The organism is Burkholderia sp. AU19243 (assembly GCF_018148075.1).
GTDB classification, from domain to species: domain Bacteria; phylum Pseudomonadota; class Gammaproteobacteria; order Burkholderiales; family Burkholderiaceae; genus Burkholderia; species Burkholderia latens_A.
Window position 1 is genome coordinate 254,925 of the sequence record NZ_JAGSTV010000003.1, and the last position, 26,998, is coordinate 281,922.

General features: G+C 64.1%; 21 protein-coding genes. 7 read left to right on the forward strand and 14 right to left on the reverse strand.

Annotated elements, in window-relative coordinates; translation table 11 throughout:
* Positions 1–18: 18 nt before the first annotated feature.
* The 8 genes from KDW55_RS07410 to KDW55_RS07445 all read right to left on the reverse strand — a co-directional run bounded on the left by KDW55_RS07410 (position 19) and on the right by KDW55_RS07445 (position 11,546).
* On the reverse strand, positions 19–2,028 hold the full coding sequence (locus tag KDW55_RS07410) for an ATP-binding protein (protein ID WP_209824659.1): 2,010 nt from the start codon (positions 2,026–2,028) through the stop codon (positions 19–21).
* 4 nt (positions 2,029–2,032) lie between these two features.
* Positions 2,033–3,322 carry a dicarboxylate/amino acid:cation symporter gene (locus KDW55_RS07415; RefSeq protein ID WP_040142157.1) on the reverse strand — a complete coding sequence of 430 codons (1,290 nt, stop codon included), beginning with the start codon at positions 3,320–3,322 and terminating at the stop codon, positions 2,033–2,035.
* 353 nt (positions 3,323–3,675) lie between these two features.
* Complete coding sequence (actP, locus tag KDW55_RS07420; RefSeq protein ID WP_212160832.1) at positions 3,676–5,361, reverse strand: cation/acetate symporter ActP; 1,686 nt, start codon at positions 5,359–5,361, stop codon at positions 3,676–3,678.
* A gap of 11 nt (positions 5,362–5,372) precedes the next feature.
* Positions 5,373–5,678: a DUF485 domain-containing protein gene (locus tag KDW55_RS07425; protein ID WP_059544695.1), complete on the reverse strand. Its 306-nt coding sequence runs from the start codon at positions 5,676–5,678 to the stop codon at positions 5,373–5,375.
* A 103-nt stretch (positions 5,679–5,781) separates the two neighbouring features.
* On the reverse strand, positions 5,782–6,987 hold the full coding sequence (locus KDW55_RS07430; RefSeq protein WP_212148358.1) for a CaiB/BaiF CoA-transferase family protein: 1,206 nt from the start codon (positions 6,985–6,987) through the stop codon (positions 5,782–5,784).
* Between the two features lie 31 nt (positions 6,988–7,018).
* A complete protein-coding gene (locus tag KDW55_RS07435; RefSeq protein ID WP_212160831.1) occupies positions 7,019–8,164 on the reverse strand; it encodes an acyl-CoA dehydrogenase in 1,146 nt (381 codons plus the stop codon).
* Positions 8,165–8,178: 14 nt separating this feature from the next.
* Positions 8,179–9,381: an acyl-CoA dehydrogenase family protein gene (locus KDW55_RS07440; protein WP_209821132.1), complete on the reverse strand. Its 1,203-nt coding sequence runs from the start codon at positions 9,379–9,381 to the stop codon at positions 8,179–8,181.
* Positions 9,382–9,410: 29 nt separating this feature from the next.
* A complete protein-coding gene (locus KDW55_RS07445) occupies positions 9,411–11,546 on the reverse strand; it encodes a 3-hydroxyacyl-CoA dehydrogenase NAD-binding domain-containing protein (RefSeq protein ID WP_212148360.1) in 2,136 nt (711 codons plus the stop codon).
* 252 nt (positions 11,547–11,798) lie between these two features.
* On the opposite strand from KDW55_RS07445, the gene KDW55_RS07450 reads away from it, so the two are divergent.
* On the forward strand, positions 11,799–12,761 hold the full coding sequence (locus tag KDW55_RS07450) for a LysR family transcriptional regulator (RefSeq protein ID WP_059544690.1): 963 nt from the start codon (positions 11,799–11,801) through the stop codon (positions 12,759–12,761).
* A 58-nt stretch (positions 12,762–12,819) separates the two neighbouring features.
* Positions 12,820–14,703, forward strand: coding sequence for a gamma-glutamyltransferase (gene ggt / locus KDW55_RS07455; RefSeq protein WP_059544740.1), 1,884 nt, complete (start codon positions 12,820–12,822; stop codon positions 14,701–14,703).
* A gap of 37 nt (positions 14,704–14,740) precedes the next feature.
* Here the strand turns inward: ggt and KDW55_RS07460 are convergent, their stop codons facing one another.
* From KDW55_RS07460 to tauA, 3 genes are read right to left on the reverse strand one after another with little or no spacing between them, the layout of a single operon-like run.
* Positions 14,741–15,706, reverse strand: a complete 966-nt coding sequence (locus KDW55_RS07460; RefSeq protein WP_059544688.1) for an ABC transporter permease subunit — start codon at positions 15,704–15,706, stop codon at positions 14,741–14,743.
* The gene (locus tag KDW55_RS07465; protein ID WP_209821135.1) at positions 15,706–16,503 is read right to left on the reverse strand and encodes an ATP-binding cassette domain-containing protein; all 798 of its coding nucleotides are present in this window, start codon (positions 16,501–16,503) and stop codon (positions 15,706–15,708) included. The genes KDW55_RS07460 and KDW55_RS07465 overlap by 1 nt, the downstream gene beginning before the upstream one ends.
* 40 nt (positions 16,504–16,543) lie before the next feature.
* Positions 16,544–17,560, reverse strand: a complete 1,017-nt coding sequence (tauA, locus tag KDW55_RS07470) for a taurine ABC transporter substrate-binding protein (RefSeq protein ID WP_059544684.1) — start codon at positions 17,558–17,560, stop codon at positions 16,544–16,546.
* Positions 17,561–18,189: 629 nt separating this feature from the next.
* Here tauA and KDW55_RS07475 point away from each other — a divergent pair.
* The 4 genes from KDW55_RS07475 (at position 18,190) to hpaB (ending at position 23,630) form a co-directional block, all read left to right on the forward strand.
* Positions 18,190–18,906 (forward strand): hypothetical protein, encoded by a 717-nt coding sequence (locus tag KDW55_RS07475; RefSeq protein WP_059544682.1) that lies wholly within the window; start codon positions 18,190–18,192, stop codon positions 18,904–18,906.
* 166 nt (positions 18,907–19,072) lie between these two features.
* Positions 19,073–20,758 carry an ABC transporter ATP-binding protein gene (locus KDW55_RS07480; RefSeq protein ID WP_212197910.1) on the forward strand — a complete coding sequence of 562 codons (1,686 nt, stop codon included), beginning with the start codon at positions 19,073–19,075 and terminating at the stop codon, positions 20,756–20,758.
* A complete protein-coding gene (locus KDW55_RS07485) occupies positions 20,751–21,665 on the forward strand; it encodes a cupin domain-containing protein (RefSeq protein WP_212197911.1) in 915 nt (304 codons plus the stop codon). Before KDW55_RS07480 ends, KDW55_RS07485 begins: the two co-directional genes overlap by 8 nt.
* 495 nt (positions 21,666–22,160) lie before the next feature.
* A complete protein-coding gene (hpaB, locus tag KDW55_RS07490; RefSeq protein ID WP_059544678.1) occupies positions 22,161–23,630 on the forward strand; it encodes a 4-hydroxyphenylacetate 3-monooxygenase, oxygenase component in 1,470 nt (489 codons plus the stop codon).
* A gap of 123 nt (positions 23,631–23,753) precedes the next feature.
* On the opposite strand, the gene lipA is transcribed toward hpaB, so the two are convergent.
* The 3 genes from lipA to KDW55_RS07505 all read right to left on the reverse strand — a co-directional run bounded on the left by lipA (position 23,754) and on the right by KDW55_RS07505 (position 25,905).
* On the reverse strand, positions 23,754–24,746 hold the full coding sequence (gene lipA / locus KDW55_RS07495; RefSeq protein WP_040142177.1) for a lipoyl synthase: 993 nt from the start codon (positions 24,744–24,746) through the stop codon (positions 23,754–23,756).
* Positions 24,739–25,494, reverse strand: coding sequence for a lipoyl(octanoyl) transferase LipB (gene lipB / locus KDW55_RS07500; RefSeq protein ID WP_040142179.1), 756 nt, complete (start codon positions 25,492–25,494; stop codon positions 24,739–24,741). The genes lipA and lipB overlap by 8 nt, the downstream gene beginning before the upstream one ends.
* Positions 25,495–25,578: 84 nt before the next feature.
* The gene (locus KDW55_RS07505) at positions 25,579–25,905 is read right to left on the reverse strand and encodes a DUF2917 domain-containing protein (RefSeq protein ID WP_040144804.1); all 327 of its coding nucleotides are present in this window, start codon (positions 25,903–25,905) and stop codon (positions 25,579–25,581) included.
* 102 nt (positions 25,906–26,007) lie between these two features.
* Here KDW55_RS07505 and KDW55_RS07510 point away from each other — a divergent pair, with 102 nt between their 5' ends.
* Entirely contained in the window at positions 26,008–26,997 is a 990-nt protein-coding gene (locus tag KDW55_RS07510; RefSeq protein WP_209821139.1) for a transcriptional regulator GcvA, read from the forward strand.
* The last annotated feature ends 1 nt before the right edge of the window (position 26,998 follow it).

Sequence of the window (26,998 nt, forward strand, 5' to 3'; positions counted from 1 at the left end):
ATGCCGGCCGGCGGGGCGCTAGCGCGAACCCGCCGGCTCGGACACGGCGTCCGGATGATGCGTGCGTGCGCGCCGCAACGTCAAGACGAACAGCGCGCCGCCGGACGGCGCGTTGCGCGCGGTCAGCGCGCCGCCGGCGTCGCTCGCGATCGACGACGAGATCGCAAGGCCGAGCCCGAGCCCGCGCCCCATTTCCTTGGTCGTGAAGAACGGTTCGAACAGGCGCGGCAGCAGGTCGGGCGCGATGCCCGGACCGTTGTCGCGTACTTCGATCGCGACCGTCGCGACGGACACCGCGATCGTCACTTCGATCGCGGGCGCCGCGACGCCGGCGACCGCGTCGAGCGCGTTGCCGAGCAGATTGATCAGCACCTGCTCGAGGCGCAGGTCCTCGCAGCGCGCGACGAGTTCCGGATAGTCGCGCGCGAGGTCGAGCGGCGCATCCTGTGCAGGCGACACGGTCGCGTCCTGCAGCGTCAGCGTGAGCGCGACGCCGCGCAGGCGCTCGCCGAGCAGCGACAGCACACTGCGCAGCGCGCGCACGACGAGCGCCTGCTCGTTGCGCGGCTTTGCGCGGCCGACGAACAGCTTCAGCTGGTTCGTGATCTTGCCCATTCGCTCGGTCAGCGCGGCGATCGCTTCCAGGTTCTCGCGCGCGGCCGTCTGTTCGCCGCGATCGAGCAGCACGCGCGTGTTGTCCGAGAAGCTGCGCAACGCCGCGAGCGGCTGGTTCAGTTCATGCGTGATGCCGGCGGCCATCTGGCCGAGCGCCGCGAGCTTGCTCGCCTGGATCAGTTCGTCGTGCGCGGCGCGCAGTTCCTGTTCCGCGCGGATCCGGTCGCCGACTTCCTTCTGCAACTGCTCGTTCGCTTCCGACAGGTCGGCCGTACGCTCCTCGACGCGCCGGTTCAGCTCCGCATACGCCTGCTGCAGCAGCGCGCGGCCGCGGATCATCTCGCGCACGCGCGCGCGGCGCATCCGCCAGTAGAACGCGAGCAGCGCCACCGACACGAACCCGAAACCCGTGACGATCGTCGCGTTGCGGGCGTCGGCGTCGACCGGGGCGATCGGTGCAAGCGTGACCAGCAGCCAGTCGGGTTCCCCGATCCGCCGTTTGCTCGCGAGAAAGCGCGGCGCGCGCCGGCCGGGACCAAGCCGCACGATCTCCGCATCGGCGCCGAGCACCTGCTCGACGCGCAGCGGCAGCGGCGTGACGGGCTGCTGCGCGTACTGGCGCGTCTCGTAGATCGACGCCGCCACGGGCCCCGTGAGCGGTCGCAGCGTGTGGTACTTCCATGCGGGCACCGACGACAGGAACACGACGCCGTGATCGTCCGCGACGACGAGCGGCTCGGACGCGTCGGCGCCCTGGAACCATTCGAGATTGAGCTTCACGACGACGACGCCGGCAATCCGGCCGTCGCGCCATACCGGCTGCGAGATGTAATAGCCGGGATCCCGCGAGATCGTGCCGATGCCGAAGAAACGGCCGACCTGCCCGTTCATCGCATCGAGGAAATATGGACGGAAACGATATTCGGTCCCGACGAAGCTGTCGGGCGCGCGCCAGTTGCTCGCGGCGACGCACAGGCCATCCGCGCCGATCACGTAGGTGACGGTCGCGTGCGCGTGTTCGTTGAGGTCTTCGAGGTAACGGTTCGCGCGCGCGGTGAAATCGGCACGGTTGGGCTCGGCGAGCAAATCCTGCACGTACGGATGGCTGCCGAGCAGATAAGGCAGCGATTCATAACGGTCGAGCGTGCTCTTGAGCGCGTTGGTGGTGCGGTCGACGCGCACCGCGGCATTGCGCTGAAGCTCGGCGACGCCCCGCTGCCATGTGATGGTCCACGTCAGCGCGCATGCCGCGGCGAGCGCGGCGGCAAGCACGGCGAAGATGAGCAGGCGGCGCGTCACGGTCGAGGCTTCCTGACGATGCGGATCGCCTATTGTGTCATAGGCCTCCGCATCGCTGCCCCGGTCGCCGCGGCCCGCCCGGCCGACGGGCGGCGCCGCCGCCTGCTCGTTCATCGCATCAGACGCCGGCCGTCTCGGTCGGCGTGACTTCGCTACCGCCCTTCAGCGCCTGGCGCAGCTTGTTGCGGTCGAGCTCCTTCTCCCACGCCGACACGACGACGGTCGCGACACCGTTGCCGACGATGTTCGTCAGCGCGCGGCATTCGCTCATGAAGCGGTCGATGCCGAGGATCAGCACCATGCCCGACAGCGGGATCGTCGGCACCACCGCGAGCGTCGCGGCGAGCGTGATGAAGCCCGCGCCGGTAACGCCGCTCGCACCCTTCGACGTCAGCATCGCCACGGCCAGCAGCGTGAGCTGCTGCATCCACGTGAGCTCGATGTTGGTCGCCTGCGCGATGAACAGCACGGCCATCGTCATGTAGATGTTGGTGCCGTCGAGGTTGAACGAGTAGCCGGTCGGCACGACGAGGCCGACGACCGAACGCGAGCAGCCGGCCTTTTCGAGCTTTTCCATCAACTGCGGCAGCGCGGCTTCCGACGAGCTCGTGCCGAGCACGATCAGCAGCTCTTCCTTGATGTACGACACGAAGCGGATGATCGAGAAGCCGGTGAAGCGCGCGATCGCGCCGAGCACGACGAGCACGAACACGACCGACGTCAGATAGAACGTGCCGATCAGCTTGAGCAGCGGCACCAGCGAGCCGACGCCGTACTTGCCGATCGTGAACGCCATCGCGCCGAACGCGCCGATCGGCGCCAGCTTCGTGACGATGTGGACGATGCCGAACAGCACGCGCGTCAGGCCGTCGATGAAGTCGGTCACGACCTTGCCACGCTCGCCGAGGTGCGCGAGCACGCTGCCGAACAGGAGCGCGATCAGCAGGATCTGCAGGATTTCGCCCTGCGCGAACGCATCGACCATCGTGTTCGGGATGATGTGCATCAGGAAGTCGACCGTCGACTGCCCGTGCGCCTTCGCCGCGTACGACGCGACTTCCTTGCCGTTCAGCGTCGCCGGATCGATGTTGAAGCCGACGCCCGGACGCAGCAGGTGCGTGGCCGCGAGGCCGAGCAGCAGCGCGAAGGTCGACACGATCTCGAAGTACAGCAGCGCCTTGCCGCCGACGCGGCCCACCTTCTTCATGTCCTCCATGCCGGCAATGCCGGTGACGACCGTACAGAAGATGATCGGACCGATCACCATCTTGATCAGCTTGATGAAGCCGTCGCCGAGCGGTTTCATGTCGGTGGCGAGCGCCGGATAGAAGTGGCCGAGGATCACGCCGACGATGATGGCGAAGATCACCTGCACATAGAGCACTTTGTAGAAGGGTTTCTTCTTCACGATGGTTCCTGCTGAAGTAGATGAGCCGTGGAAACGGCGTCACGCGCGCAGGCGAATGTCTCGGGGGAGAAGGCATTCGCCCGCGCGGCTGCCGTGCCGCAACAAGCGATGCCTCAGAACATCCGACAGGGGAGGAAGGCGCTGGTCATCGATTGTCTCCTTGGTTTAATAGTCGGGCCGGGGGGCGGCCGTGCTTTTCATATCGCAAGGTCGATGCCAGGTTTCCGGAACCCCTCAAGCCGTTGTTTTCATTGTATTTCTCATAATGCGGCACGCAAGGAAATCCGGGATTCCGGATTTCCGGAAAATATCCGTCCGGCGATCCGGACGGATGCATCGTTTCATCGGATGAATCAGTGCTGGACGGCGCGGCTCGCGAGCACGCCCGTCTGCGCGTAGAACTCCTGCCGCTCGAACGCCTCGCGCTCGCGGCGTGCGCGCTCGCCGCGGTCGGCGAGCGAGCCGACCACGATCCCGATGAACGCGAGCGGCACCGACACGAGCGCCGGGTTGTCGAGAAATACCGGCGCGTGCGCGTGGTGCAACACGTCCACCCACACCGACTTGGACAGCACGGTGAGCACTACCGCCGACGCGAGGCCGAGGGCGCCGCCGAGCACCGCGCCGCGCGTCGTCATTCCACGCCAGAAGATCGACATCGCGAGCACCGGGAAATTCGCGCTGGCGGCCACCGCCGCGACGAGGCCGACCATGAACGCGACGTTCACGTGTTCGAACAGGATCGACAGCGCGATCGCGATGGCGGACAGCCCGATCGTCGCCGCGCGCGAGATGCGCATCTCGAGCCGTTCGTCCGGCTTGCCGCGCGCCCACATCTGCGCATACAGGTCGTGCGAGATCGTCGTCGCGCCGGCGAGCGTCAGGCCGGCGACCACGGCGAGGATCGTCGCAAACGTGACGGCCGCGATGAACCCGTAGAACCAGTTGCCGCCGACCGCCTGCGCGAGCTTCACCGCGACCATGTTGGATCCGCCGAGCAGGTCGTGCGTCAGGTTGAACGTGCCGTTCGCGCCGAGCCGGAAGAATTCCGGATGCTGCGCGAGCAGCACGATCGCCGAGAAGCCGATCACGAACGTCAGCAGGTAGAAGTAGCCGATGAAGCCGGTGGCGTACAGCACCGACTTGCGCGCCTCCTTCGCGTTCGGCACCGTGAAGAAGCGCATCAGGATGTGCGGGAAGCCGGCCGTGCCGAACATCAGCGCGATGCCGAGCGACAGCGCGTTGGCCGGATCGCGGATCAGCTTGCCGGGCCCCATGATCGACAGCGCGCCCGGATGCACCGCCACCGCGCGGCGGAACATCTCGTCGACGCTGAACCCGAACTCGCCGAGCGCGAGCCACGCGAGCAGCGTCGCGCCGGCGAGCAACAACACGGCCTTGATCACCTGCACCCAGGTAGTCGCCGTCATCCCGCCGAAGAACACGTAGACGACCATCAGCACGCCGACGATCAGCTCCGCCGTGCCGTACGACAGCCCGAACAGCAACTGGATCAGCTTGCCCGCGCCGACCATCTGCACGACGAGGTACAGCACGACGATCGTCAGCGCGTTCGCGGACGTCAGCAGCCGGATCGGCCGCTGCGCAAAGCGGTACGCGACGACGTCGACGAACGTGAACTTGCCGAGGTTGCGCAACGGCTCGGCAATCAGGAACATCACGAACGGCCAGCCGACCAGGAAGCCGATCGAGTAGATCAGCCCGTCGAAGCCGAACATGAACACCATCCCCGACAACCCGAGAAACGACGCGGCCGACATGTAGTCGCCCGCGATCGCGAGCCCGTTCTGCAGCCCGGTGATGCCGCCGCCGGCCGTATAGAAGTCGCGGGTCGAGCGCGTGCGGCGTGCGGCCCCGCGCGTGAGCGCCAGCGTCGCGAACACGAACGCGAAGAACATCGCGATCGCGACCGGGTTCAGCTCGACCTTGTCGGGCATCGGCCCCGCGACGCCGGTCGCGTGAGCGAAGGAGGACACGAAAACGGCCGGCGCGCCGAGTGCGCGCGAAATGACTCGCATGCAGGCCTCCGTCACGAACGTTGCAGGATCGCGTCGACGCGGCGGTCGAACGCACGATTCGCGCGCAGCACGTAGCACGCGGTCAGGCCGATCGCGACCAGGATGATCGCGACGCCCGCGACGATCCCGACCGTCGTCGTCGCGCCGCGGTAGAGCGGCGCGGCCAGCACATGCGGCGCGAGCGCGACGAGCAGGATGAAGCCGTAGTACGTGGCGATCATCAGCGCCGTCAGCGTGAAGCTGAAGCGGCGCCGTGCACGCACGAGCTGCTGGTAGTCACGGCGCGCCGTGACCGATTCGATGACGGAAAGCTCCATGGTGTCTCCAATATCTTCTCGTCGTTACGCGACGTGTGTTGTATGGAACATCGGCGCGCGTCCATTGCGCCGCCCGCGCCGCGGCGGCAACCGATGCAGTCCGCTACACGATGCGATCCGCCCGCAGCCGCGCGACGTCTTCCGCCGACATCCCGAGCCAGTCGCCGAGCACGTCGCCGGTATCGGCGCCGAGCACGGGCGGCGCGCCGCGCACCGGCAGCCGCGCGCCGTCGAAGCGATACGGCGGCGCAAGCACGTCGACGCCGCCTGCGACCGGATGCGGCTGCCGCGTGACGAGTCCCGCGCGCGCCGCACGCTCCGACGTCAGCGCTTCGTGCAGCCCGAGCACTTCGCCGCACGGAATGCCGGCCCCCGCCAGCGCCGCGAGCAGCGTCGCGCGCGGCCGCCGCGCGAGTTCGCGACGGATCTCCGGCAGCAGCGCGGCACGATTTTCGGAACGGCCGATGTTGGTCTTGTAGCGTTCGTCGGCCGCAAGCTCGGGCCGCTCGATCGCATCGCAGAAGCGCGCGAACTGCGTGTTGTTGCCGACCGTGATCACGAGGGGGCCGTCGGCCGCGTCGAACACGCCGTACGGCACGATCGACGGATGCGCGTTGCCGTAGCGCGGCGGATCCTCGCCCATCAGCAGCGCATCGAGCCCGTAGTACGCGGTGATCATCAGCCCGCAGTCGAACAGCGCCATTTCGATGCGCCGCCCGCGGCCGGTCGCATGGCGTTCGTACAGCGCGGCCAGAATCGCCTGCGCCGAATACATGCCGGTAAACAGGTCGACCGCCGCGACGCCGAACTTCAGCGGCGGCTGGCCAGCCTCGCCGTTCAGTGCCATCAGCCCGGCCTCGCCCTGCACGACGAGGTCGTAGCCGGGGCGCGCGGCTTCCGGGCCCGACCGGTCGTAGCCGGAGATCGCGCAATGCACGAGCCGCGGATTGAGCGCGGCGAGCGCGTCGTAGCCGAGCCCGAGCTTCTCCGCGCCGCCGCACTTGAAGTTGTGGACCAGCACGTCCGCGTGCGCGGCCAGCTCGCGGGCAATGCGCCGCCCTTCGTCCGTCTGCAGGTCGATGCAGATCGACCGCTTGCTGCGGTTCACGCTGTTGAAGTAAGTCGTCTCGGTGTTGCCGATCCGCAGCCCCCAGTCGCGGGTGTCGTCGCCCCGCGCCGGGTGCTCGACCTTGATCACTTCCGCGCCGAAATCCGCGAGCACCATCGCGCTCCACGGGCCTGCCAGCACGCGCGAGAAATCGAGCACTTTCACACCGGCCAGCGGCAGCGCGCGCGTGTCGTTCGTCATCGTTGTCTCCTCCATTCGCGCCGTCCGTCTCTTATTGGTTGGACAGCGCGATGTAGCGCGCGAGATGGTGATCCTCGTCGCCGAGCTGGTGATCGATCATCACGAGCCGCTTCGCGTAATGCGACAGCGGCAGCTCCCACGTCATCCCGATCCCGCCGTGCAGCTGGATGCTCTCTTCCGCGACCAGCGTGCCGATCCGGCCGACGGTGTACTTGGCCGCCGCGAGCGCGCGTTCGCGCACCGCGCGCGGCGCATCGAGCTGCGCGGCCGCGTTGATCACCGCCGAGCGCGCCTGCTCGACTTCGAGCAGCAGGTCGGCCATTCGATGCTGCAGCGCCTGGAAGCTGCCGATCGGCATCCCGAACTGCTTGCGCGTGCGCAGATAGTCGAGCGTCGCTTCCTTCGCGACGTCCATCGCGCCGAGCGCTTCCGCCGACAGCGCAAGCAGCCCGTAGCCGAGCACGCGCTCGAGCAATGCGGCCCCTGCTTCGCCGCCGTTCGCTTCGGACCCGCCTAGCGCGGCATCGGCCGGCAGCACGACACGTTCGAAGCGCACTTCGGCCGCGCGGCCGCCGTCGATCTTGCGGTAGTCGCGCAGCGACACGCCCGGCGCATCGGCCGGCACGACGAACAGGCCGATGCCGGCCGCGTCGTCGTCATGGCCGGACACGCGCGCGCTGACGACGAAGAACGCCGCTTGCGCGGCATGGTCGACGACGCCCTTCGCGCCCGTCAGCACCCAGCCGTCGCCAGCGCGCTCGGCGCGCGTGCGCACGGTGGTCAGCTCGTAATGCGAGCCCGGCTCGTCGTGCGCGAACGCGGCGCTCGCGCTGCCGTCGATCAGCGCGGCGAGCCGCGCGCGATGCGCGTCGCCGCCGGCGAGCGCGAGCGCGCGGCCTGCGAGCAGCGCGCCGAGGAACGGCTCGACGACGAGCCCGCGCCCGACGCATTCGAACACCACGGCGATGTCGAAACCTGCGCCGCCGAAGCCGCCGTCCGCTTCGGAGAACAGCGCGCCGACCGCGCCAAGCTCGGCAAAGCGCCGCCACATCGTGCGGTCGAAGCCTTCGGCCGATTGTGCGATGCGGTCGCGCACCGGGAACGCGTATTGTTCGGCGATGAAGCGGTTCAACGTATCCGCCAGCATCCGCCGGTCTTCCGTGTGCTGAAAATCCATCGTCGCGTCCCTCGTCACAGCCCGAGCATCATCTTCGCGATGATGTTCTTCTGGATCTCGTTCGAGCCGCCGAAGATCGACAGCTTGCGGTTGTTGAAGTACTGCTGCGCGACGCTCGCCGCTTCGTCCGGGCCGACCGGTTCGCTGTCCTGCGCGTCGTTGGCGTCGAGTGCGTCCTCGATGAACGGCAGCGCATACGGCCCCATCGCGCGGCGCATCAACGCGGTGATTTCCTGGCGGATCTGCGTGCCGCGGATCTTCAGCATCGAGCTTTCCGCGCCCGGCGCGCCGCCGCCCGCGACCGCGGCCAGTACGCGCAGGTTGGTCGTGCGCATGTTCTCGAGTTCGATCTCGACGCGCGCGACGCGGGCCGCGAAGAACGGATCATCCAAAAGCGGCCGGCCGTTCTTCGTGACCTTCGCCGCGACCGCGCGCAGCCGCTCGAGCGCGGCCGTCGAGAAGCCGATGCCCGCGATGTTCGTGCGCTCGTACGTGAGCAGGTATTTCGCGTAAGTCCAGCCGCGGTTTTCTTCGCCGACCAGGTTTGCCGCGGGCACGCGCACGTCGGTGAAAAACACCTCGTTCACTTCGTGCTCGCCGTCGAGCGTGATGATCGGGCGCACTTCGACGCCCGGCGTGTTCATGTCGACCAGCAGGAAGCTGATGCCCTCCTGCTTGCGCACGTCGGTCGCGGTGCGCACGAGGCAGAAGATCATGTTCGCGTAGTGACCGAGCGTCGTCCACGTCTTCTGGCCGTTCACGATGTAGTGATCGCCATCGCGTACCGCGGTGGTCTTCACCGACGCGAGATCGGAGCCGGCGCCCGGCTCCGAATAACCCTGGCACCACCAGTCGGTGCCGTCGAGAATGCGCGGCAGCCAGTGGCGCTTCTGCGCTTCGCTGCCGTACTTGATCAGCACGGGGCCGAGCATGTTCACGCCAAACGGCACGATGCGCGGCGCGCCCGCGAGCGCGCATTCGTTGTCGAACAGGAACTTCTGCGCGACGCTCCAGCCGGGGCCGCCGTACTCGCGCGGCCAGTGGCTCGCGAGCCAGCCTCGCGCGTTCAGGATCGCGTGCCATTCGCGCATGTCGTCGCGCGTCAGGCGCAGGCCGCCCTTCACCTTGCGCGCGATGCGTTCCGGCAGTTCGGCGGCGAGAAAGCGCTGCACGTCGGTGCGGAACGCTTCCTCTTCGGGAGTGAAATTGAGGTCCATCGTGGGTCCGTTGCGTATGCGATTGACGTTCAGTCGATGTGGTTCAGGCTCGCGAAGTTCGCGCCGCGCTCGACCAGCTCGACGAGCAGCGGCGACGGCTTCCAGAACAGCGGATCTTCGTGCGCGAACGCGCGGATGTCGGCGAGCACGTTGTCGAGGCCGACCGTGTCCGCGTAATGCATCGGCCCGCCGCGATAGCGCGGGAAGCCGTAGCCGTACAGGAACACCGCGTCGACGTCGAGCGGGCGCAGCGCGATCTTCTCGTGCACGACGTTCGCACCTTCGTTGATCATCGCGGCGACGTAGCGGCGCAGGATCTCGTCGTCGGTGAACGTGCGCGGCGTGACGCCCTTCTTCGCCCGTTCTTCCGCGACGATTGCTTCGACTTCCGGGTCCGGCGTGCCGACGCGCGCGCCCTCCGGATACAGGTAGTAGCCGCGCCCCGTCTTCTGGCCGAACCAGCCGCGCTCGCACAGGCGATCCGAAATCTCCACATAGCGTGCGTTCGGATCGCGCGTCGCCGCGCGCCGCTTGCGGGTCGCCCAGCCGATGTCGCCACCCGCGAGATCGACGACCTGAAACGGTCCCATCGGAAATCCGAACTCGCGCACCGCGCGATCGATCTGGTACGGCGATGCGCCGTCTTCCATCAGGTAATCGGCCGCGGTGCGGTAGACGGCCAGGATCCGGTTGCCGATGAAGCCGTCGCACACGCCGGCCCGCACCGGCGTCTTCTTCATCTGCTTCGCGAGCGCGAACGCGGTCGCGACGACGTCGGCACTGACGCGCGCCGGCACGACGATCTCCAGCAGCTTCATCACGTTCGCCGGCGAGAAGAAATGCAGGCCGATCACGTCGGCCGGCCGGTCGATGCTGGCGGCCAGCTCGTCGATGTCGAGATACGACGTGTTGGTCGCGAGCACCGCGCCCGGCTTGCATACGCGCGCAAGTTCGCCGAATACGGCCTTCTTCACGGCCATGTCCTCGAACACGGCCTCGATCACGACGGCGGCCTGCGCGAGCGCGTCGTACGACGTGCTGCCCTTGAAGCGCGCGAGCCGCGCCGCGTGCGCGGCGGGCGTCATCCGGCCCTTGGCGACGAGCGCGTCGTACACCTTCTCGACATGCGCACGGCCGCGCGCGAGCGACGCGTCGTCGCGTTCGATCATCGTCACCGGCAAGCCGGCGTCGAGCGCGGCGACCGCAATACCCGCGCCCATCGTGCCGCCGCCAACCACGCCGATCCGCTCGACCGGGCGCGCGCTCGCGCGGCGCGCCTCGGGCGCCTTCGCGGCCTCGCGTTCCGCGAAGAACGCATGCACCAGGCCCGCGCGCTGCGGACTGTCGACGCATTGCAGGAACAGGCTGCGTTCGAGCTTCATTCCCGCGTCGAACGGCAGCGTGAGCGCGGCCTCGACCGCGTCGACGATCTTCGCGGGCGAGAACAGCCCGCGCGATTTCTTCGGCAACTCGGCGCGCGCCGCATCGATCGCGGCTTGCGCGGCCGCTCGATCGGCGAGGCCCTGCGCATCGCGCGTGCGCCGCGGCGGCGCGCCGAGCGACATGAGTTCCTGCGCGTACGCGAGCCCTTCGGCGAGCGTGTCGTCGCTGTGCGCGACGCGATCGACGAGGCCAAGCGCGAGCGCTTCGTCGGCGCTCGCGTGGCGGCCGGTCAGCATCAGGTCGAGCGCGGCCTTTGCGCCGATCAGGCGCGGCGCGCGCTGCGTGCCGCCCGCGCCCGGCAGCAGGCCGAGCGTCACTTCGGGGAGCCCGAGCTTCGCGCCGGGCACCGCGATCCGGTAATGCGCGGCGAGCGCGACCTCCAGGCCGCCGCCGAGCGTCGCGCCGTGCAGAGCGACCACGACCGGCTTCGCGCTCGACTCGATCCGCTCGCACACGTCGGGCAGGGACGGCGGCACCGGCGGCTTGCCGAATTCGCGGATGTCGGCGCCCGCGATGAAGTTGCGGCCGGCGCCGACGATCAGCACCGCGCGGATGGTGGCATCGGCCTGCGCGGCGTCGAGTGCGTCGGCGAGGCCGCGCCGCACGTCGGCAGACAGCGCGTTGACGGGCGGATGGTCGACCGTGACGACGAGCACCTTGTCGCGCCGTTCGCGCGTGACGGTGCCGCTCGCCGGTGTCTCGGGGGAAGCGGATGAATTCATCGTGTCTCCAGGTGCGGTGCGCCGTGCGCGGTGGACCGCGCCCGCACCGGCGGTCGATGCCGGTTCGCGAGCGTGGTTCCGCGTGGGCGGGAAACGGATCCGGCGCGGTGGCCAGCCATCGGTGGATTCTCGATTGATCGAGATTCATTGACAATTCCCGCCCGCCTTTACAAGCTGTCAAGTCCGACTTGACATTGAATGCTTTCGAACCGTTTCGGCAGGTTAAACGGGACGGATCAGGAGACACCGCGGATGGACCTGAACGCGCTGACGCTGCTCGTCGAGATCCTCGACGCCGGCAACCTGAGCAAGGCCGCGCAGCGGCTGAAGATGAGCCGCGCGAACGTCAGTTATCGGCTGAACCAGCTCGAACGCTCGATCGGCCAGCAGCTCGTGCGCCGGACGACGCGCCGCATCGAGCCGACCGAGATCGGGCTGAAGCTGTACGAGCACGGCCGGCGCATTCGCAACGAGCTGCTTGCAGCGCAGGAATCGGTGACGACGCTCGGCCAGGACCTGCAGGGCCGCGTCCGGCTGTCGGTGCCGAGCGGCTACGGGCAGATGGTGATGTCCGAGTGGCTGCTCGCGTTCAAGCGGCTGCATCCGGGCATCGTGCTCGATGTCGTGTTCGAGAATCGCGTGGAGGATCTGATGCGCGACGAAGTCGACATCGCGATCCGCGTGATGTCCGAGCCGCCGCAGAATCTCGTCGCGCGCGACATGGGCGCCGTGCGCTACGTCGCGTGCGCGTCGCGCGCGTTCGCGGCCGAGCACGGGATGCCGGCGAGCCTCGGCGCGTTGGCCGCCGCGCCGGTCGTCACCGCGACGGTGCTGGGCCGGCAGCTGCGGATCGCCGCGTATCTCGGCGACGAGCGCCACGAGGTGCTGCTCGAGCCCACGCTGATTTCGGAGAACTTCCTGTTCCTGCGCGAGGCCATCCTCGCGGGAATCGGCGTCGGCATCGTGCCCGACTACGTGATGCAGGACGACATCCGCAGCGGCGCCGTCGTCACGTCGCTCGACGCTTATCGGCTCAGCATCTTCGGCACGCACATGTACATGCTGTACATGCCGAACCGGCACCACACGCGCGCGACCCAGACCTTCATAGAGTTCATCCTCGAACAGGCCGGAAAGACCGGCCGCGGCGGGCCGGGCGGGATGCGTCAGGGTTTCCTGTCTGATGACAACCCGGCGGCCGCGCGGCGACAATAGCGCGCCGCGTGCGCACGGCGCCGCCGCCTCCTTCGAATTCACCGTTGCCGAGGGTTCAATGTTCGACCGGATTCGTCCGCCTTCGCGTCCCCGGACGCTCGCCGCCACGCTCGCGCTCGCCGCGCTGGTCACGTTCGGGGCCGGCTGCACGTCGCCGTCCGCACCATCGAACGCCGTCATACCGGTCGCCGCCGCATCGGACGCCGCAGTGCCGCTGCCGGGCGCGCACGCGCCCGAGCGGTCGTCCGGCTGGACCGACAAGCCCGGCTGGACGTCGCAGCGCTTCATGATCGCGGCCGCGAACCCGCTCGCGACGCAGGCCGGCTACGAAATGCTGAAAGCGGGCGGCACTGCGATCGACGCGGCAATCGCGACGCAGATGGTGCTCGCGCTCGTCGAGCCGCAGTCGTCGGGCATCGGCGGCGGCGCATTCATGCTCTACTTCGACGGCAAGGCGACGCAGGCTTACGACGGCCGCGAAACCGCGCCGGCCGCCGCGACCGACCGGCTGTTCTACGGCCCGACCGGCCAGCCGATGAGTTTCTACGAGGGCGTGGTCGGCGGGCGTTCGGTCGGCACGCCGGGCGTGCTGCGCATGCTCGACGCCGCGCATCGCGCGCACGGCAAGCTGCCGTGGCGGCGGCTGTTCCAGCCGGCGATCCGGCTCGCCGAGCACGGCTTCACGATCAGCCCGCGTCTGGCGATGCTGATCGCGAACGACAAGTACCTGATGAACGATCCGGCCGCGCGCGCGTACTTCTACAACAAGGACGGCACGCCGAAGGCGGCCGGCACGGTGCTGAAGAACCCCGCGCTCGCCACGGTCCTGCGCCAGATCGCCGATCGCGGCGCGAACGCGTTCTACACCGGCGCGATCGCGCGCGACATCGTCGCGAAGGTGCGCAAGCACCCGACGAATCCGGGGCTGCTGTCGCTGCAGGATCTTGCGCGCTACAAGGCAAAGGTGCGCGCGCCGCTATGCACCGACTACCGGCGTTCGGTCGTGTGCGGGATGCCGCCGCCGTCGTCGGGCGGCCTCGCGATCGCGCAGATGCTCGGCATCCTCGAGGCGATGCCGGACTGGCAGCAGATCGGCGCGCAGAAGCCGGTGCGCAACGACGTCGGCTACGAGCCGACGCCGTTCGCCGCACACCTGTTCAGCGAGGCCGGACGCCTCGCGTATGCGGACCGCGCGCGCTACGTCGCCGATCCCGATTTCGTGCCGCTGCCCGGCGGCAACTGGGCGAGCCTCACCGACAAGTCGTATCTCGCGCAGCGCGCACGGCTGATCGGCGACACGAGCATGGGCGTCGCGCAGGCCGGCACGCCGCAGGGCGCGACGCTCGCGTTCGCCGACGACCGCAGCCCCGAATTGCCTTCGACGTCCGACCTCGCGATCATCGACCGCTACGGCCAGGCGCTGTCGATGACGACCAGCGTCGAGGACGCGTTCGGTTCGCGGCTGATGGTGCGCGGGTTCATGCTGAACAACCAGCTGACCGACTTCTCATTCGTGTCGAGCGAGAACGGGCGGCCGGTCGCGAATCGCGTTCAGCCCGGCAAGCGGCCGCGCTCCGCGATGTCGCCGGAGCTCGTGTTCGACCAGAAGACGAAGCAGGTGACGATGATCGTCGGCTCGGCCGGCGGCCCCGCGATCATCAACCACGTCGCGAAGACGATGATCGGCGTGCTGGACTGGGGGATGACGATGCAGCAGGCGATCGCGCTGCCGAACTTCGGATCGATGAACGGGCCGACGCAGCTCGAACGCGGGCGCGTGTCGAATGCGCTCGTCGACGGATTGAAGGGGCGCGGGCACGACGTGAAGGTCGTCGAGATGAACTCGGGCGTGCAGGGGATCCAGCGGCTGAACGTGCAGGGGCAGACGGTGTGGTTCGGTGGCGCGGATCCGCGGCGGGAAGGAGTGGCGATGGGCGAGTGAACGGCCGCGCGAAGCATTCGCGCGTGCCCGTGCCGCATCACCCGCGCCCCTTCCACGGCACCAGCCGCCGCTCGACCCACCGCATCGCGAGATCGAACAGCCACGCGATCGCGCCGATGATCAAAATCCCCATCACCACGATATCGGTACGCAGGAAGCTCGACGCGTTGAGCACCATTTGCCCGAGCCCGGCCGTCGCGGCGACCATCTCGGCCGCGACGAGCGTCGTCCAGCCGAACCCGATCGCGATCCGCAGCCCGGTGAGGATTTCCGGCAGCGCGGCCGGCAGCACCACGTGCCGCACGATTTGCGCGAAGCTGCCGCCGAGCGAATACGCGGCGTTGATCTGCTCGACCGTCGCCGCGCGCACGCCGGCGCGTGCGGCCATCGCGATCGGCGCGAAGCATGCGAGGAAGATCACGACGAGCTTCGCCGTTTCGTCGATGCCGAACCAGATCACGACGAGCGGCAGGTACGCGAGCGGCGGCAGCGGCCGGTAGAACTCGAGCAGCGGATCGAGCACGCCGCGCGCGATGCGGCTCACGCCCATCAGAATGCCGGCCGGCACGCCGATCGCCGTCGCGAACACGAACGCGCCGAACACGCGCGCTGCGCTCCACAGCAGGTGTTCGGACAACGGCAGCCCGCCCTGGATACGGCCGTGCCATGCGTCGACGAACGCGATCCACACCGCTTCAGGTGCGGGCAGGAACAGCGGCGGCAGCCACTGCAGATGCGTCGCGACCCACCACAGCACGGCCAGCGCCCCGGCCGTCGCTACGCTGAGCGCGGCCGTCGTCCCCTGCCCCGGCAAGCGGTAGCGATGCGACGCACGGGCCCGACGGGCTGCGTCGCGTCGTCGTACGGCGTGATCGTCCTGCGCGGACGGCGCGGCCGCGCGCTCGGCCGCCAAAGAATCCTGCGTGCTCATGTCGCCCTGCTTGTCCAAAGTACTGATCCGCCCGCGTCCTACGGATGCGCCGTGCCGCGCGAACTCATGCATCACGCGGCCTCCGCGGCCGCGTCGTCGCGATGCAGATATGCGATCAGCCGCTCGCGCCACGCAATGAATTCCGGCGACGACTTCGCCGCTCGCGCATCGCGGGAAGCGACGTAACGCCGCGCGAACGGCAGCTCGAAGGTTTCCGCGATCCGGCCGGGGCCCGGCGTCATCACGACGAGACGCGTGGCGAGGAACAGCGCCTCCTCGACGTCGTGCGTGATGAAGAACACCGTCTTGCCGGTGCGCGCCCACACGTCAAGCACGAGCGACTGCATCGTGCCGCGCGTCATCGCATCGAGCGCCCCCATCGGCTCGTCCATCAGCAGCACGCGGGGATCGCTCGCGAGCGCACGCGCGATGCCGACGCGCTGCTGCATTCCGCCGGAAAGTTCATACACGCGCGCATGCGCATGGCGCTCGAGGCCGACGAGCGCGAGCATCTCTGTCGCGCGCGCTTCGCGTTCGGCTTTCGACACGCGCGCGAAGCGCAGCCCGAGCGCGACGTTGTCGAGCACGTCGAGCCACGGCAACAGCGCGTATTTCTGGAACACGACGCCGCGATCGGCGCCGGGGCCGGTGACCGGCACGCCGTCGATGCGCACGTCGCCGGTCGTCGGCGCGACGAAGCCGGCCATGCAGTTCAGCAGCGTCGTCTTCCCGCACCCGGAGGCGCCGAGCGCGACGACGAATTCACCGGAATCGATGCGCAGGTCGACGCGCGCGAGCGCCTGCGTCGTCGGTCTGCCGCGCTCCCCCGGATACGCGACCGATACGTGACGGACTTCCAGCGTGCTCATGATCGAAGGGCTCCGCGACGAGTGGGCTGAATGGTCGGGCTCAGCGCGCGGCCTTCTGCACGAACTGCGGATCGACGCCGGCCGAATAATCGGCGAGCACCGTCTGGATGGTGCCCTGCGACTTGAGGAATGCAGCGGTGGCCGCGAGCGACTTCGCGGCGCCCGATTGCGCGCCGCCGCCGAGCCACGTCGGCGAAGCCTGTTCGGCCACCGTCGGAAACGCGTAGAGCGCGAGGCTGGCCGGCACGTCCTGCGCGTTCGCGCCGGACACCTTCGCGACCGCCGCAACCTGCGGCGAGCCGACCTTCCAGGCCGCCGCATGCGCGCGATAGTCGGCGTCTGCCGACGCGAGAACCTTCACGAAGCGCGTGACGAACTCGGGGTTCTCGCGCGCGAACTTGCGGCTGACAACGAAGCCGTCGAACGTCGATTTGCCACTTTCCTTCGCAACCCGGCCGGACGTCGTCAGCACGGTGCCCGACTGCTTGACCTTCGCGAGCACCGGATCCCAGATATAGGTCGCATCGATGTCGCCGCGCGTCCATGCGGCCGCGACTTCGGGCGGACGCAGGTTGACGATCTTCACGTCGTTCGGATTGACGCCGGCGGCCTGCAGCGCGACGAGCGTATGGAAGTGCGACGTGGACACGAACGGCACGCCGATCTTCTTGCCCTTCAACCCGGCGACGCTGGTCACCCCGGAGCCGTTGCGCGCGACGAGCGCCTCGGCGTCGTTGATGTTGTCGAGCACCCAGAACAGCGAGATGTCGAGGCCTTGCGACAGGCCGGCCGCGATCGGGCTGGAGCCGGCCTCGCCGAGCTGCACGGAGCCCGACGCGAGCGCGCGGATCACGTCGGCGCCGCTGTCGAGCTTGCGGAACGTGACCTTGTAGCCGGTTGCCTTCTCGACTTCACCGCTCGCCTGCGCGTAGCGCCACGGTACGACCATGTCCTGATACGCGATCACGACTTCGCGCGATTCGGCGTGTGCTGCGCCGAGCGCGGCAAAGGCGGTCAGCGCGACGAGCGCGCGGCGGATGAAGCTGAAACGGGACATGCGGCTCTCCTTCGGAATGCGGGTGTTGCAAGCGGAGAGCCGACTTTACGAGCTTTGCTCGCGGCGGGAGCGAACTTATCGTGCGAAGCTATCGATGCCGTTTCGGCTTTGCTTTTCATGCTTTATTGCATGTGATCGTCGATTGAGCGGCGATCAGTGCGTGGAGACATGCGATCGCAGTTCGCCTTCGACGCGACGACAGAAACAATCGCTGGTGTCTCGGCAACTCTCTCAGACGCGTGTGGATACTGATGCCGTACGTCCTTTGTATCGCGTCGACCGACCGCGAGTGTCGCCCCATGCAGGGGGCCACCGGGTCTAAGCGGTGACAAGCGAGACAGACCAGAATGTAAATTCTCCGCGGGGCCATCAAAACAAAAATTTAGACTAGATTTCCGATTCTCGCCAAAGCTCCGATTTTTCAGATCGAATGACTTAGATGGCCCACCGATCCATTTCGCATATCGCCAGAAAAACACGCCATTCTCGCCAGAAAAAATTTCGTACACGTCCCATATCAATTCGACAAAGCAAACGTTAGCTTTCCATATCAAACGAAGAATCGTTTGACACTCGGTTCGATAAAAGTCACTTAAAAAGATGCATGCACCTCAACATCGCGAGGAACCATGAAAAATGCAACTCAGACGTATCAATCCACTTCAGCGTCCAATCCAAACAGTACGCCTTTCTGCCTCCCAACAGAACTCATCAAATACCGAAACGATGGCGTCATCAAGAAATTTCGGGACAAATGGAGTGTAAGCGAGCAAGCCGCCAGCGACATCTTCGAGGAAACCAAGAAATTCCTTTTCCTAGCGGATCATGCACAGAGGCACTGCATCACCTTCGAAATCGACGAGTCCGTTCTCATCATCGATAAGATGTGGCACACCTTTATTCTTTTCACCAAAGAATACTCCGAGTTCTGCGATGCATTTTTTGGGAGGATGCTACATCACACTCCCTTCTGCAGAGCGCATCTAATCGAAAAAATCAGAGATCTCTCGTCTCACGGAATCACCCTATCCGAATACAAGAGGATTCGGCTTCAGCAGCAAATCGATATCATCCACGAGACCTTCGGCATCGAAACCGTAAGAAAATGGTATGTCGAGTTCGGCAATTCCTATTCGCTACAAAAACTCAACGCCCTCCAGCGCCCGGTTTACCACGAAGATCTCGTTCACATCGGCTCGCCAATGGATCCCGAAGCAGCAAGATCCTTAACGCCGACTGAATTGATCGAAGGAATCATCCAGCGACAGAATCCGTCCATGTACTGTGGTGGGCACGGTTGCGGCGTCTATTGCTCATGCAACTCGAACAAGAGTTTGTATTCCTGATCGACGAATCGTCGATCACGATTTCAATGCGCGTCATGGACAAACCGTTCGGTTCTAGCAAGTCGTAAGCGACGGCTCCACTCATTGCCCGTCAGCACGACCGCATGGTGCCGTGTCTCGTTCATGGCGCCTCCCCCGACCGGCAATCCTTCTCATTGCACCTATCTTGAAAAGAAACACTAAAAATGCGTCTCGCCTGCCATTGTTGATAAATCGATATCGTGGCCTGCTTTTCGTCATTTTCATCGCATCTGCCGCCACTTCGGCACTCAATACCTCATTGGGTGCACTTTTGAAATGGTTAACGGAAAGCATTCAGAGCAACAGCGCACACGGCATCTACTTATTCGTACTGTTTTTCTCGATTCAACGTCTGCTGCTTCCCGTTTGCGGCGGAATCTCGACATTCTCGTCCAACATCCTTGCGGTGAGGTTGGAAAATGACATCAGAGACGCATGGTACAAACACGTCATCAATCTGGACTCAAGTTCGTCAAGACAAAAAAACTCCGGAGAGTTGCAGAAGAGACTTCAAGACGCCATCGGGTCCGTCCGCTCGTTTCTGAACAACACATTGCGCTCCACGCTATCCATCACTCTCGAATTTATTTCGATCATTGCGTTTACGCTCTTCTTGATCGGACCAAGTGCGAGTCTGGCGCTCGTACTATGCGGTGTGATTTATTCAATCTATATCATCAAGGTTACTCGCACTCGCGTGCCGCTCATTCGAAACATCTCCGAAGCAGATGCGGCGTGCTCTGCCTTCATGCATGACAGTTTCATCAACGCCGGACCGATTTCATCCGAGGCAATCTCGGTGCGCGCTCGGAAACATGCACTGCTCTTGACGACGTTGGCAAAAAAACGGTTTTATCACTCAAAGGAGCTCCTGAAAGACAGCATCTGGGCAGCCGTACTTTGCGGGGGTATGGCGTACGTCGCGCTCTCGTGGTTCGACGGCGACAAAATTGGAAGCATAGGTACCACGATCATGCTCTCCACTGGATTAGCCCATATGATTTCACAGATCAATTCACTCGGATTCAATTACAGAAACATCCTGCACGCCAAAATCGATATTGAGCGAATATCGGACGCACTCACTCAAGCGAATGTAGCGCAACGAGAGCTGATCACGATTAATATCCGAACAACAGAAAATATCCACTACAAAATTGATAATCTCATTTTATTTGACCATCAAGACAGGCAATCCTACCCCGTTACGGGTGATATCGTCATTCTAAAAGGTCACATCAATTCGATGAGAGGGGACAGCGGGATCGGCAAAAGCACGCTCGCGCGTATCATGAGAGGCGAAATCACTCCTCCTACCTCGAAGATATTTCTATGCGGCATCGACATGTCGTCTGTCGAGCGCGACTCCTTGCTCCAGTCGATTTCCTCCACATCGCAAGAAAGTATCATTTTCAATGAATCCATCCGCAACAATCTTCTCTACGGCAATCCCGATGCCCACGATAGCGAATTGATTTCAACGCTATCGTCAGTCGGGTTGAGTAAATTTTGCACCGCAGATGGTCTGGATTTTGTCGTCGGTGAAAAAGGGGGGCTATTATCCGGAGGCGAACGGCAGCGACTAGGAGTCGCCAGAGCGCTCTTGCAAAATGCTGACCTGATTATTCTCGACGAGCCGTTTGCCGGGTTGGAGACTGCCGGCGTGATCAGCTTGGCCTCGTTAATTGCGGATTTGTCGAATCGCGTCTACGTCCTCCTCATTCTGCATCAGGATCCTCGCCAATTATTCGGCACCTCGAGCACTCCGCTCAATGCCTTCGTCCTCGCGGCGAATTCCGATCTGAAAACGCTGGAGATTATTCGTGACTAACTCCCTCTTCCCGAACTTCGATCTCGAATTCTTCACCAAGCATGTGCTACACATGCACCCACATCTGCTTGGTCCCGTGATGCGCCAAAATCTACCTAATTGGAGCACCGTAAACGCTCTACTAGAAAGTGGGTTGCTCGACTACCCCAGAATCAGAATTAGTAGCGCTGACACGGAATATCCGCGCGGATACTGCGGATTTCTAAGATACAGCTCGAATCCACGCGGCGGCAGGTTCGCGACAATTATGCCTGACCTTCTGTATCGCGCGCTGGATGATGGTTGCACCATTATCATCGACGGATGCCAGGATTACTTTCCACCTGTCTTAGCATTGACTACTGAAATCGAACACATCCTGAAATGCCAGTCGTGGGCGAACCTCTATATCTCCGCTCAATCCGGGACTAGTTTCGGGTGCCATTTTGACGACCACGACATCATTTCAGTGCAGCTGTCCGGTGAAAAGCGTTGGCACATCTATAATCCGACATATATTTCACCAAACAGAGGAGACAAGAGCTTCTATCTCGATCCGCCAACCGGCTCACCTGATCTCCTTGAAAACCTGCGAACAGGATCCAGCCTATATCTCCCTTCCGGCTACTGGCACAACGTCCAAACCATCTCAGCCCACTCGTTGCACATAACATTTGGCCTCGATTTTCCGAGAAAATTGGATATCATTCACGCCATAGCCAATCAACTTGGACTTAGCGAAATTTTTCGCGGCACCATCAATTTCGACCCAGACTCAGCTGATTTTTATATTTTTAGAGAGAATATAATTAATGCAATCCGAGAGATTGACATAGAAGAATGCATGAAAAACGTCATCACAATTCACAAAAAACGACGCCCGGCGTTTACCCTGCCCAATTACCAAATCAGCACAAAATATCGATAAACACCATAAAATATTCAATTCACCAAAATCTCATGAAGCCAAGATACAGTCTATTGCAAATGAGAGACGTCTGGATCGACGCCTATATGAATGGGGACGTCGATCAACTTAATTTCGTCGAAAGCCCTCATTTCTTCGTAAAGCGAGGAGGCAGAATATCGACGAAATCCCAACAAATATCCTATATACAACGACATCTGCTCGAGCAGAGTTGGTGTAATTTCGGTATGTACGTCCACGACGAAATCACGAAAATCTCTGAAAAACAGCAATGGGCGTCGTTTTCCGGCACCGGCTCGATGCGACGCGATGGAAGAATACTTACCATGTTTGATTTTCTAGAGCTGTGGCTAATCTGCGACGATCGGTGGCAGATAGCAGCGCTTTGCTATGACGAAAAGCATCGAGAAAGTGGAATAACGGCGGATCAACCGAATCACGAATAGCCATGCGTTCAGACTTCCTGCAATCAATTTATCACTACTCTTGATAAACATGAATGATTCTCTAACGACAAACCACCAATTCACCGGTGCTCGACATAGTGCCGATGTTATCGAGCGCTTGCGTAGGCATCCTGCAGAAATCTGGCATCGTGGTGCGCGGATCGCCGACGTTACCACCGATCCGGCATTCAAGAATGGAGTGGCAACCTTGGCCGGGCTCTACGATTACCAATGGAACGCTGAGGATATCCTGCTCGAGAAGGGTCCCCGGGGAACGGTGGTCAATCGCTCATTCGGTATTCCCCGCACCCCCTCAGACCTCGTTTCGCTTGGCAACGCTCTTCAGCATAGCGCCCAATACAGTATGGGGATGCTCGGGCGCGAGCCCGCGTATCTGAATCGTGCAATATCCTCTTTCTCGGGAAGTGCAGCCTTGTTCAGCACTTCCGATCGAGCATATGGCGCAAATGCTATTCGATACCACGATTTCATTCGTGAAAACGACCTATCGTTGACTCACACACTGCTCAATCCACGCCCTGACCGCTTGGTTGGCCCAGCGCTCCAGGTTGATGCGGCGGTTGCCACTCACGTGTGCGAGGAACGGGATGACGGTATCGTAATACGCGGCGCACGTCTGCTTGCGACTCTGCCATTCGCCGACGAGATTGCACTCTTTCCCGCGCGCTTGATGGATCATTCTGATCGATCAAAGTCATACGCATTTGGCTGTGCACTCCCGACCGCGACGCCCGGCCTGCGCTTCGTCTGCCGCGACTCGGTAGATTACGGATTCGGCGCGGCGGATCACCCGCTTAGCGCCCGATTCGAAGAAATGGACGCGGTCGCGATCTTTGATGATGTGTTTGTTCCGTGGGAACGCGTCTTTTGCTATCGAGACATCGATATTTGCAATATGGCCTATATGGCCACCGGTGCAACCGCACACATGGCTTACCAAGTAGTTTGCAAGAATATCGTCAAGACCGAGTTTCTCCTCGGCCTGGTCTCCCTGATGATAGAAGGATCCGGGCTGGAAAAATTTCAGCACGTTCATGAAAAAATGGCGGAAGTCTGGGTCAATCTTGAAACCTTGAAGGCCTTCAGACATGCAGCCGAAGCCGGCGCCCATAACAATGCCTTCGGGATGCTCGTTCCGGCCTGGGACCCGCTCGACGCCGCTAGAAATCTGTATCCTCGTCTCTATCCCAGAATGGTCGAGATCATTCAGCAACTCGGAGCCAGCGGCCTCGTTTCGATGCCGGCCACGATATCTCTCACTGGACCGCTTGCTGCAGACATTAGACGCTATTACGAGGTAGCCCGCATGGATGCCTATGATCGGATCGCGCTGTACCGGTTGGCATGGGACACGGCGATCTCGGCATTTGGCGGGCGCCAAATCCTATATGAACGCTTCTTCTTCGGTGACCCAGCCCAAATGGCGTCGCGCTTGTTTAGAGAAAAGGACTGCTCCGAGGCAATGAATCGGGTCAAAGCATTTCTGGCGCGTTCGTGAAACGCGTGGCATCTTCTCGTACCTGATTATTTGAGCCGCGAGAAACCGCGATTTCGCGGGATATCGGAAAAAACGAACAAAATACCGCGCCGCGGGTTTTTGTGCGTTCAACTCAGCGAGCAATCAGACCACCCCCGCCCCATGCGCCTGCAGATCGGCGTGATAGCTCGAGCGCACCATCGCGCCGACGGCCGCGTGCGTGAAGCCCATCTTGTACGCCTCTTCCTCGTACATCTTGAACGTATCCGGATGCACGTACGCGCGCACCGGCAGATGGTGCTCGGACGGCTGCAGGTACTGGCCGATCGTCAGCATGTCGACGTCGTGCGCGCGCAGGTCGCGCATCACCTGCAGGATTTCCTCTTCCGTTTCGCCAAGGCCGACCATCAGCCCCGACTTCGTCGCGACGTCCGGATGCAGCGCCTTGAAGTCCTTCAGCAGCTTCAGCGAATGCGCGTAGTCCGAACCCGGGCGCGCTTCCTTGTACAGGCGCGGCACCGTTTCGAGGTTGTGGTTCATCACGTCCGGCGGCGCCGCGGTCAGGATCGACAGCGCACGGTCGAGACGGCCGCGGAAGTCCGGCGTCAGGATCTCGATGCGCGTGTCCGGCGACTGTTCGCGCACTTCGCGAATGCACTCGACGAAGTGAGCAGCACCGCCGTCGCGCAGATCGTCGCGATCGACGCTCGTGATCACGACATACTTGAGCTTCAGCGCGGCGATCGTGCGCGCGAGATTCTTCGGTTCGTCCGCGTCGAGCGGATCGGGGCGGCCGTGGCCGACGTCGCAGAACGGGCAGCGGCGCGTGCACTTGTCGCCCATGATCATGAACGTCGCAGTGCCCTTGCCGAAGCACTCGCCGATGTTCGGGCAGCTCGCTTCCTCGCACACGGTGTGCAGGTTGTGCTCGCGCAGGATGGTCTTGATCTCGTTGAAGCGCGAGCTGCCGGTGGCCGCCTTCACGCGGATCCACTCCGGCTTTTTCAGCTTCTCGATCGGAATGACCTTGATCGGAATGCGCGCCGTCTTCGCCTGCGCCTTCTGCTTGGCGGTCGGATCGTAGGCAGCGGTCGCGGCCGAATCGGCCGGTGCGGGAGAAGCGGTAACGTCAGTCATTCGAATGTTCCAGTGCCTGCGGCTTGTCGGCGGCCGCGGATGCGCCATCGAGGTTGGCAATCAGGCGCCCCACGAGCGTGCGGGCGACGTCGTTCCAGTCGGCGGCAACCTCGAGGCTCGCCATGTCGACGGTTTCCAGTCCGGCGTAGCCGCACGGGTTGATCGCGAGAAACGGGCGCAGATCCATCTTCACGTTCAGGCTCAGCCCGTGATAGCTGCAGCCGTTGCGGATCTTCAGGCCGAGGGCCGCGATCTTCGCGCCTTCGTGCGCGCCGGACGCCACGTAGATACCGGGCGCGCCCGCCTTGCGGACCGAAGCGAGATTATACGCCGCGAGGGTTTCGATCACGGCCTCCTCGATCTTCGTCACGAGCGTGCGCACCATCAGCTTGCGGCGGCGCAAGTCCAGCAGCAGGTAGACGACGATCTGGCCGGGGCCGTGATAGGTGATTTGTCCGCCGCGGTCGACCTTCACGAGCGGCACGCCGCTGTCGGCCACCAGCAGGTGAGCCGGGTCGCCGGCCTGGCCGAGCGTGTAGACGGGGGGATGCTCGACGACCCAGATTTCGTCGCCGGTGTCGGCCGTGCGCGTGTCGGTGAACGCGCGCATCGCGTCAAAGCTCGCCTGGTAGGCCTCGCTGCCGCGCCAGCGCACGGTCACCGGCACGACGGACTCGACCGGAGCCCCGGCGGGCGATGCGGAAACAGCGACAGGCGTGGACACGATGGCAACCGGCGAGACGGACATGGCCGTCAGTTTACCGAAAACCCATCGGTCTCGCCGGGCAGGGAAAAGGGACGGATGGCAGGCATCCGTCGGACGAAAGCCGCGTCAGACGGTGCGCCAGCCGTCGTGAAGCAGCGCATTCACGCGCTCGCGCAGCCGCGCGAGCGCACCGCGTGCGACGTCCCGAGCCGGTCGCGACACCGAGAACGCGACGTGCGCGCCCCGCCCGCTTTCCGCACTGAGCCACAGCCGCTCGCCGCGGCGCAGCTTCAGCGTCTCGCCGTCGACGAGGAAGTAGTCTTCGACGTCGTTGCTGCGCGTCGCCCACACCGGCCCGCACTGCACAGTCAGGCGCGTGCTGTGCTGGACCTTCATCGGTACGGTTTCGCCTGCGGGGATTTCGAACGTGATGCTTGAGGAAATTTCTTGCATGATCGACTCCGCCAATACGTGCTTCGATGGCTACAATCGTAGTCACCCCAAGGCATCCGACCAAACGACCATTTTTCACGTCGATGTGAGGAAAATTAGCAAATGGACCTCCGCCAGCTGCCTGCGCTCAACGCCATTCGCGCATTCGAAGCCGCCGCGCGGCACGAGAACTTCTCTCGCGCCGCCGACGAGCTCTACGTCACGCACGGCGCGGTCAGCCACCAGGTGCGCGCGCTCGAGGAGGAACTGGGTGTGCAGCTGTTCACGCGCAACGGCAAGCGGCTATGCCTGACCGACGCCGGCATGCGCTACGCGCAGCAGATCCGCACCGCGCTGATGGTGATTGCCGACGCGACACGCGACGTGCGCGCGAGCGACCGCGGACGGCGGCTCGTGGTGTCGATGCTGTCGTCGTTCGCCGCGCGCTTCATCACGCCGCGCATCGGCACGTTCATCGAGCGGCATCCGGAAATCGACGTCGAACTGCAGTCCACCAACTCGCTGACCGATTTCGCGCGCGACGACGTCGACCTCGCGATCCGCTTCGGTTCCGGCAGCTATCCGGGGCTGCACGTCGAGCCGCTGTTCGACGAGGTGTTTTTTCCCGCGTGTTCGCCGGCGCTGAACGGCGGCAAGCTGCCGCAGACGCCCGCCGATCTCGTCCACTACAACCTGCTGCGCTCGGACGACGAGCTGTGGCGCCCGTGGTTCGACGCAGCCGGGGTCGATACGCTGACCGAGCCGAAACGGGGGATTCTGTATCAGGATTCGTCGAACCTGCTGCTGGCCGCGATCGAAGGCCAGGGTATCGCGCTGGTACGTCGCTCGCTCGCGGTGCACGACCTGCTCGACGGGCGCCTCGTGCGCCTGTTCGACATCGACGGGCAGAGCCCGTGGCACTATTTTTTCGTGTGCCCGCCGCCGCTGCTCGATACGCCGCGCGTGCAGGCGTTCAGGACGTGGATTCTCGAGGAAGTCGCGGAGTTCAAGAGGCTCTGCGACGAACTGGATGCGCGACGCGCGGCGGGGAAATGCCCGGCCGAGTGCGCGCTGGACGGAGGATGGAAAGGGATCAGCGGCCGTTTGCGCTGAT

Bases quoted from the DNA above. Each gene is read 5' to 3' on its own strand.
- lipA (WP_040142177.1), bottom strand. From the start codon at position 24,746: ATGACTGACGTTACCGCTTCTCCCGCACCGGCCGATTCGGCCGCGACC.
- KDW55_RS07435 (WP_212160831.1), bottom strand. From the start codon at position 8,164: ATGGATTTTCAGCACACGGAAGACCGGCGGATGCTGGCGGATACGTTG.
- KDW55_RS07460 (WP_059544688.1), bottom strand. From the start codon at position 15,706: ATGCATGAGTTCGCGCGGCACGGCGCATCCGTAGGACGCGGGCGGATC.
- KDW55_RS07445 (WP_212148360.1), bottom strand. From the start codon at position 11,546: ATGAATTCATCCGCTTCCCCCGAGACACCGGCGAGCGGCACCGTCACG.
- KDW55_RS07425 (WP_059544695.1), bottom strand. From the start codon at position 5,678: ATGGAGCTTTCCGTCATCGAATCGGTCACGGCGCGCCGTGACTACCAG.
- hpaB (WP_059544678.1), top strand. From the start codon at position 22,161: ATGAATGATTCTCTAACGACAAACCACCAATTCACCGGTGCTCGACAT.
- KDW55_RS07465 (WP_209821135.1), bottom strand. From the start codon at position 16,503: ATGAGCACGCTGGAAGTCCGTCACGTATCGGTCGCGTATCCGGGGGAG.
- lipB (WP_040142179.1), bottom strand. From the start codon at position 25,494: ATGTCCGTCTCGCCGGTTGCCATCGTGTCCACGCCTGTCGCTGTTTCC.
- KDW55_RS07475 (WP_059544682.1), top strand. From the start codon at position 18,190: ATGAAAAATGCAACTCAGACGTATCAATCCACTTCAGCGTCCAATCCA.
- actP (WP_212160832.1), bottom strand. From the start codon at position 5,361: ATGCGAGTCATTTCGCGCGCACTCGGCGCGCCGGCCGTTTTCGTGTCC.
- KDW55_RS07450 (WP_059544690.1), top strand. From the start codon at position 11,799: ATGGACCTGAACGCGCTGACGCTGCTCGTCGAGATCCTCGACGCCGGC.
- KDW55_RS07440 (WP_209821132.1), bottom strand. From the start codon at position 9,381: ATGGACCTCAATTTCACTCCCGAAGAGGAAGCGTTCCGCACCGACGTG.
- tauA (WP_059544684.1), bottom strand. From the start codon at position 17,560: ATGTCCCGTTTCAGCTTCATCCGCCGCGCGCTCGTCGCGCTGACCGCC.
- KDW55_RS07510 (WP_209821139.1), top strand. From the start codon at position 26,008: ATGGACCTCCGCCAGCTGCCTGCGCTCAACGCCATTCGCGCATTCGAA.
- KDW55_RS07430 (WP_212148358.1), bottom strand. From the start codon at position 6,987: ATGACGAACGACACGCGCGCGCTGCCGCTGGCCGGTGTGAAAGTGCTC.
- ggt (WP_059544740.1), top strand. From the start codon at position 12,820: ATGTTCGACCGGATTCGTCCGCCTTCGCGTCCCCGGACGCTCGCCGCC.
- KDW55_RS07410 (WP_209824659.1), bottom strand. From the start codon at position 2,028: ATGAACGAGCAGGCGGCGGCGCCGCCCGTCGGCCGGGCGGGCCGCGGC.
- KDW55_RS07505 (WP_040144804.1), bottom strand. From the start codon at position 25,905: ATGCAAGAAATTTCCTCAAGCATCACGTTCGAAATCCCCGCAGGCGAA.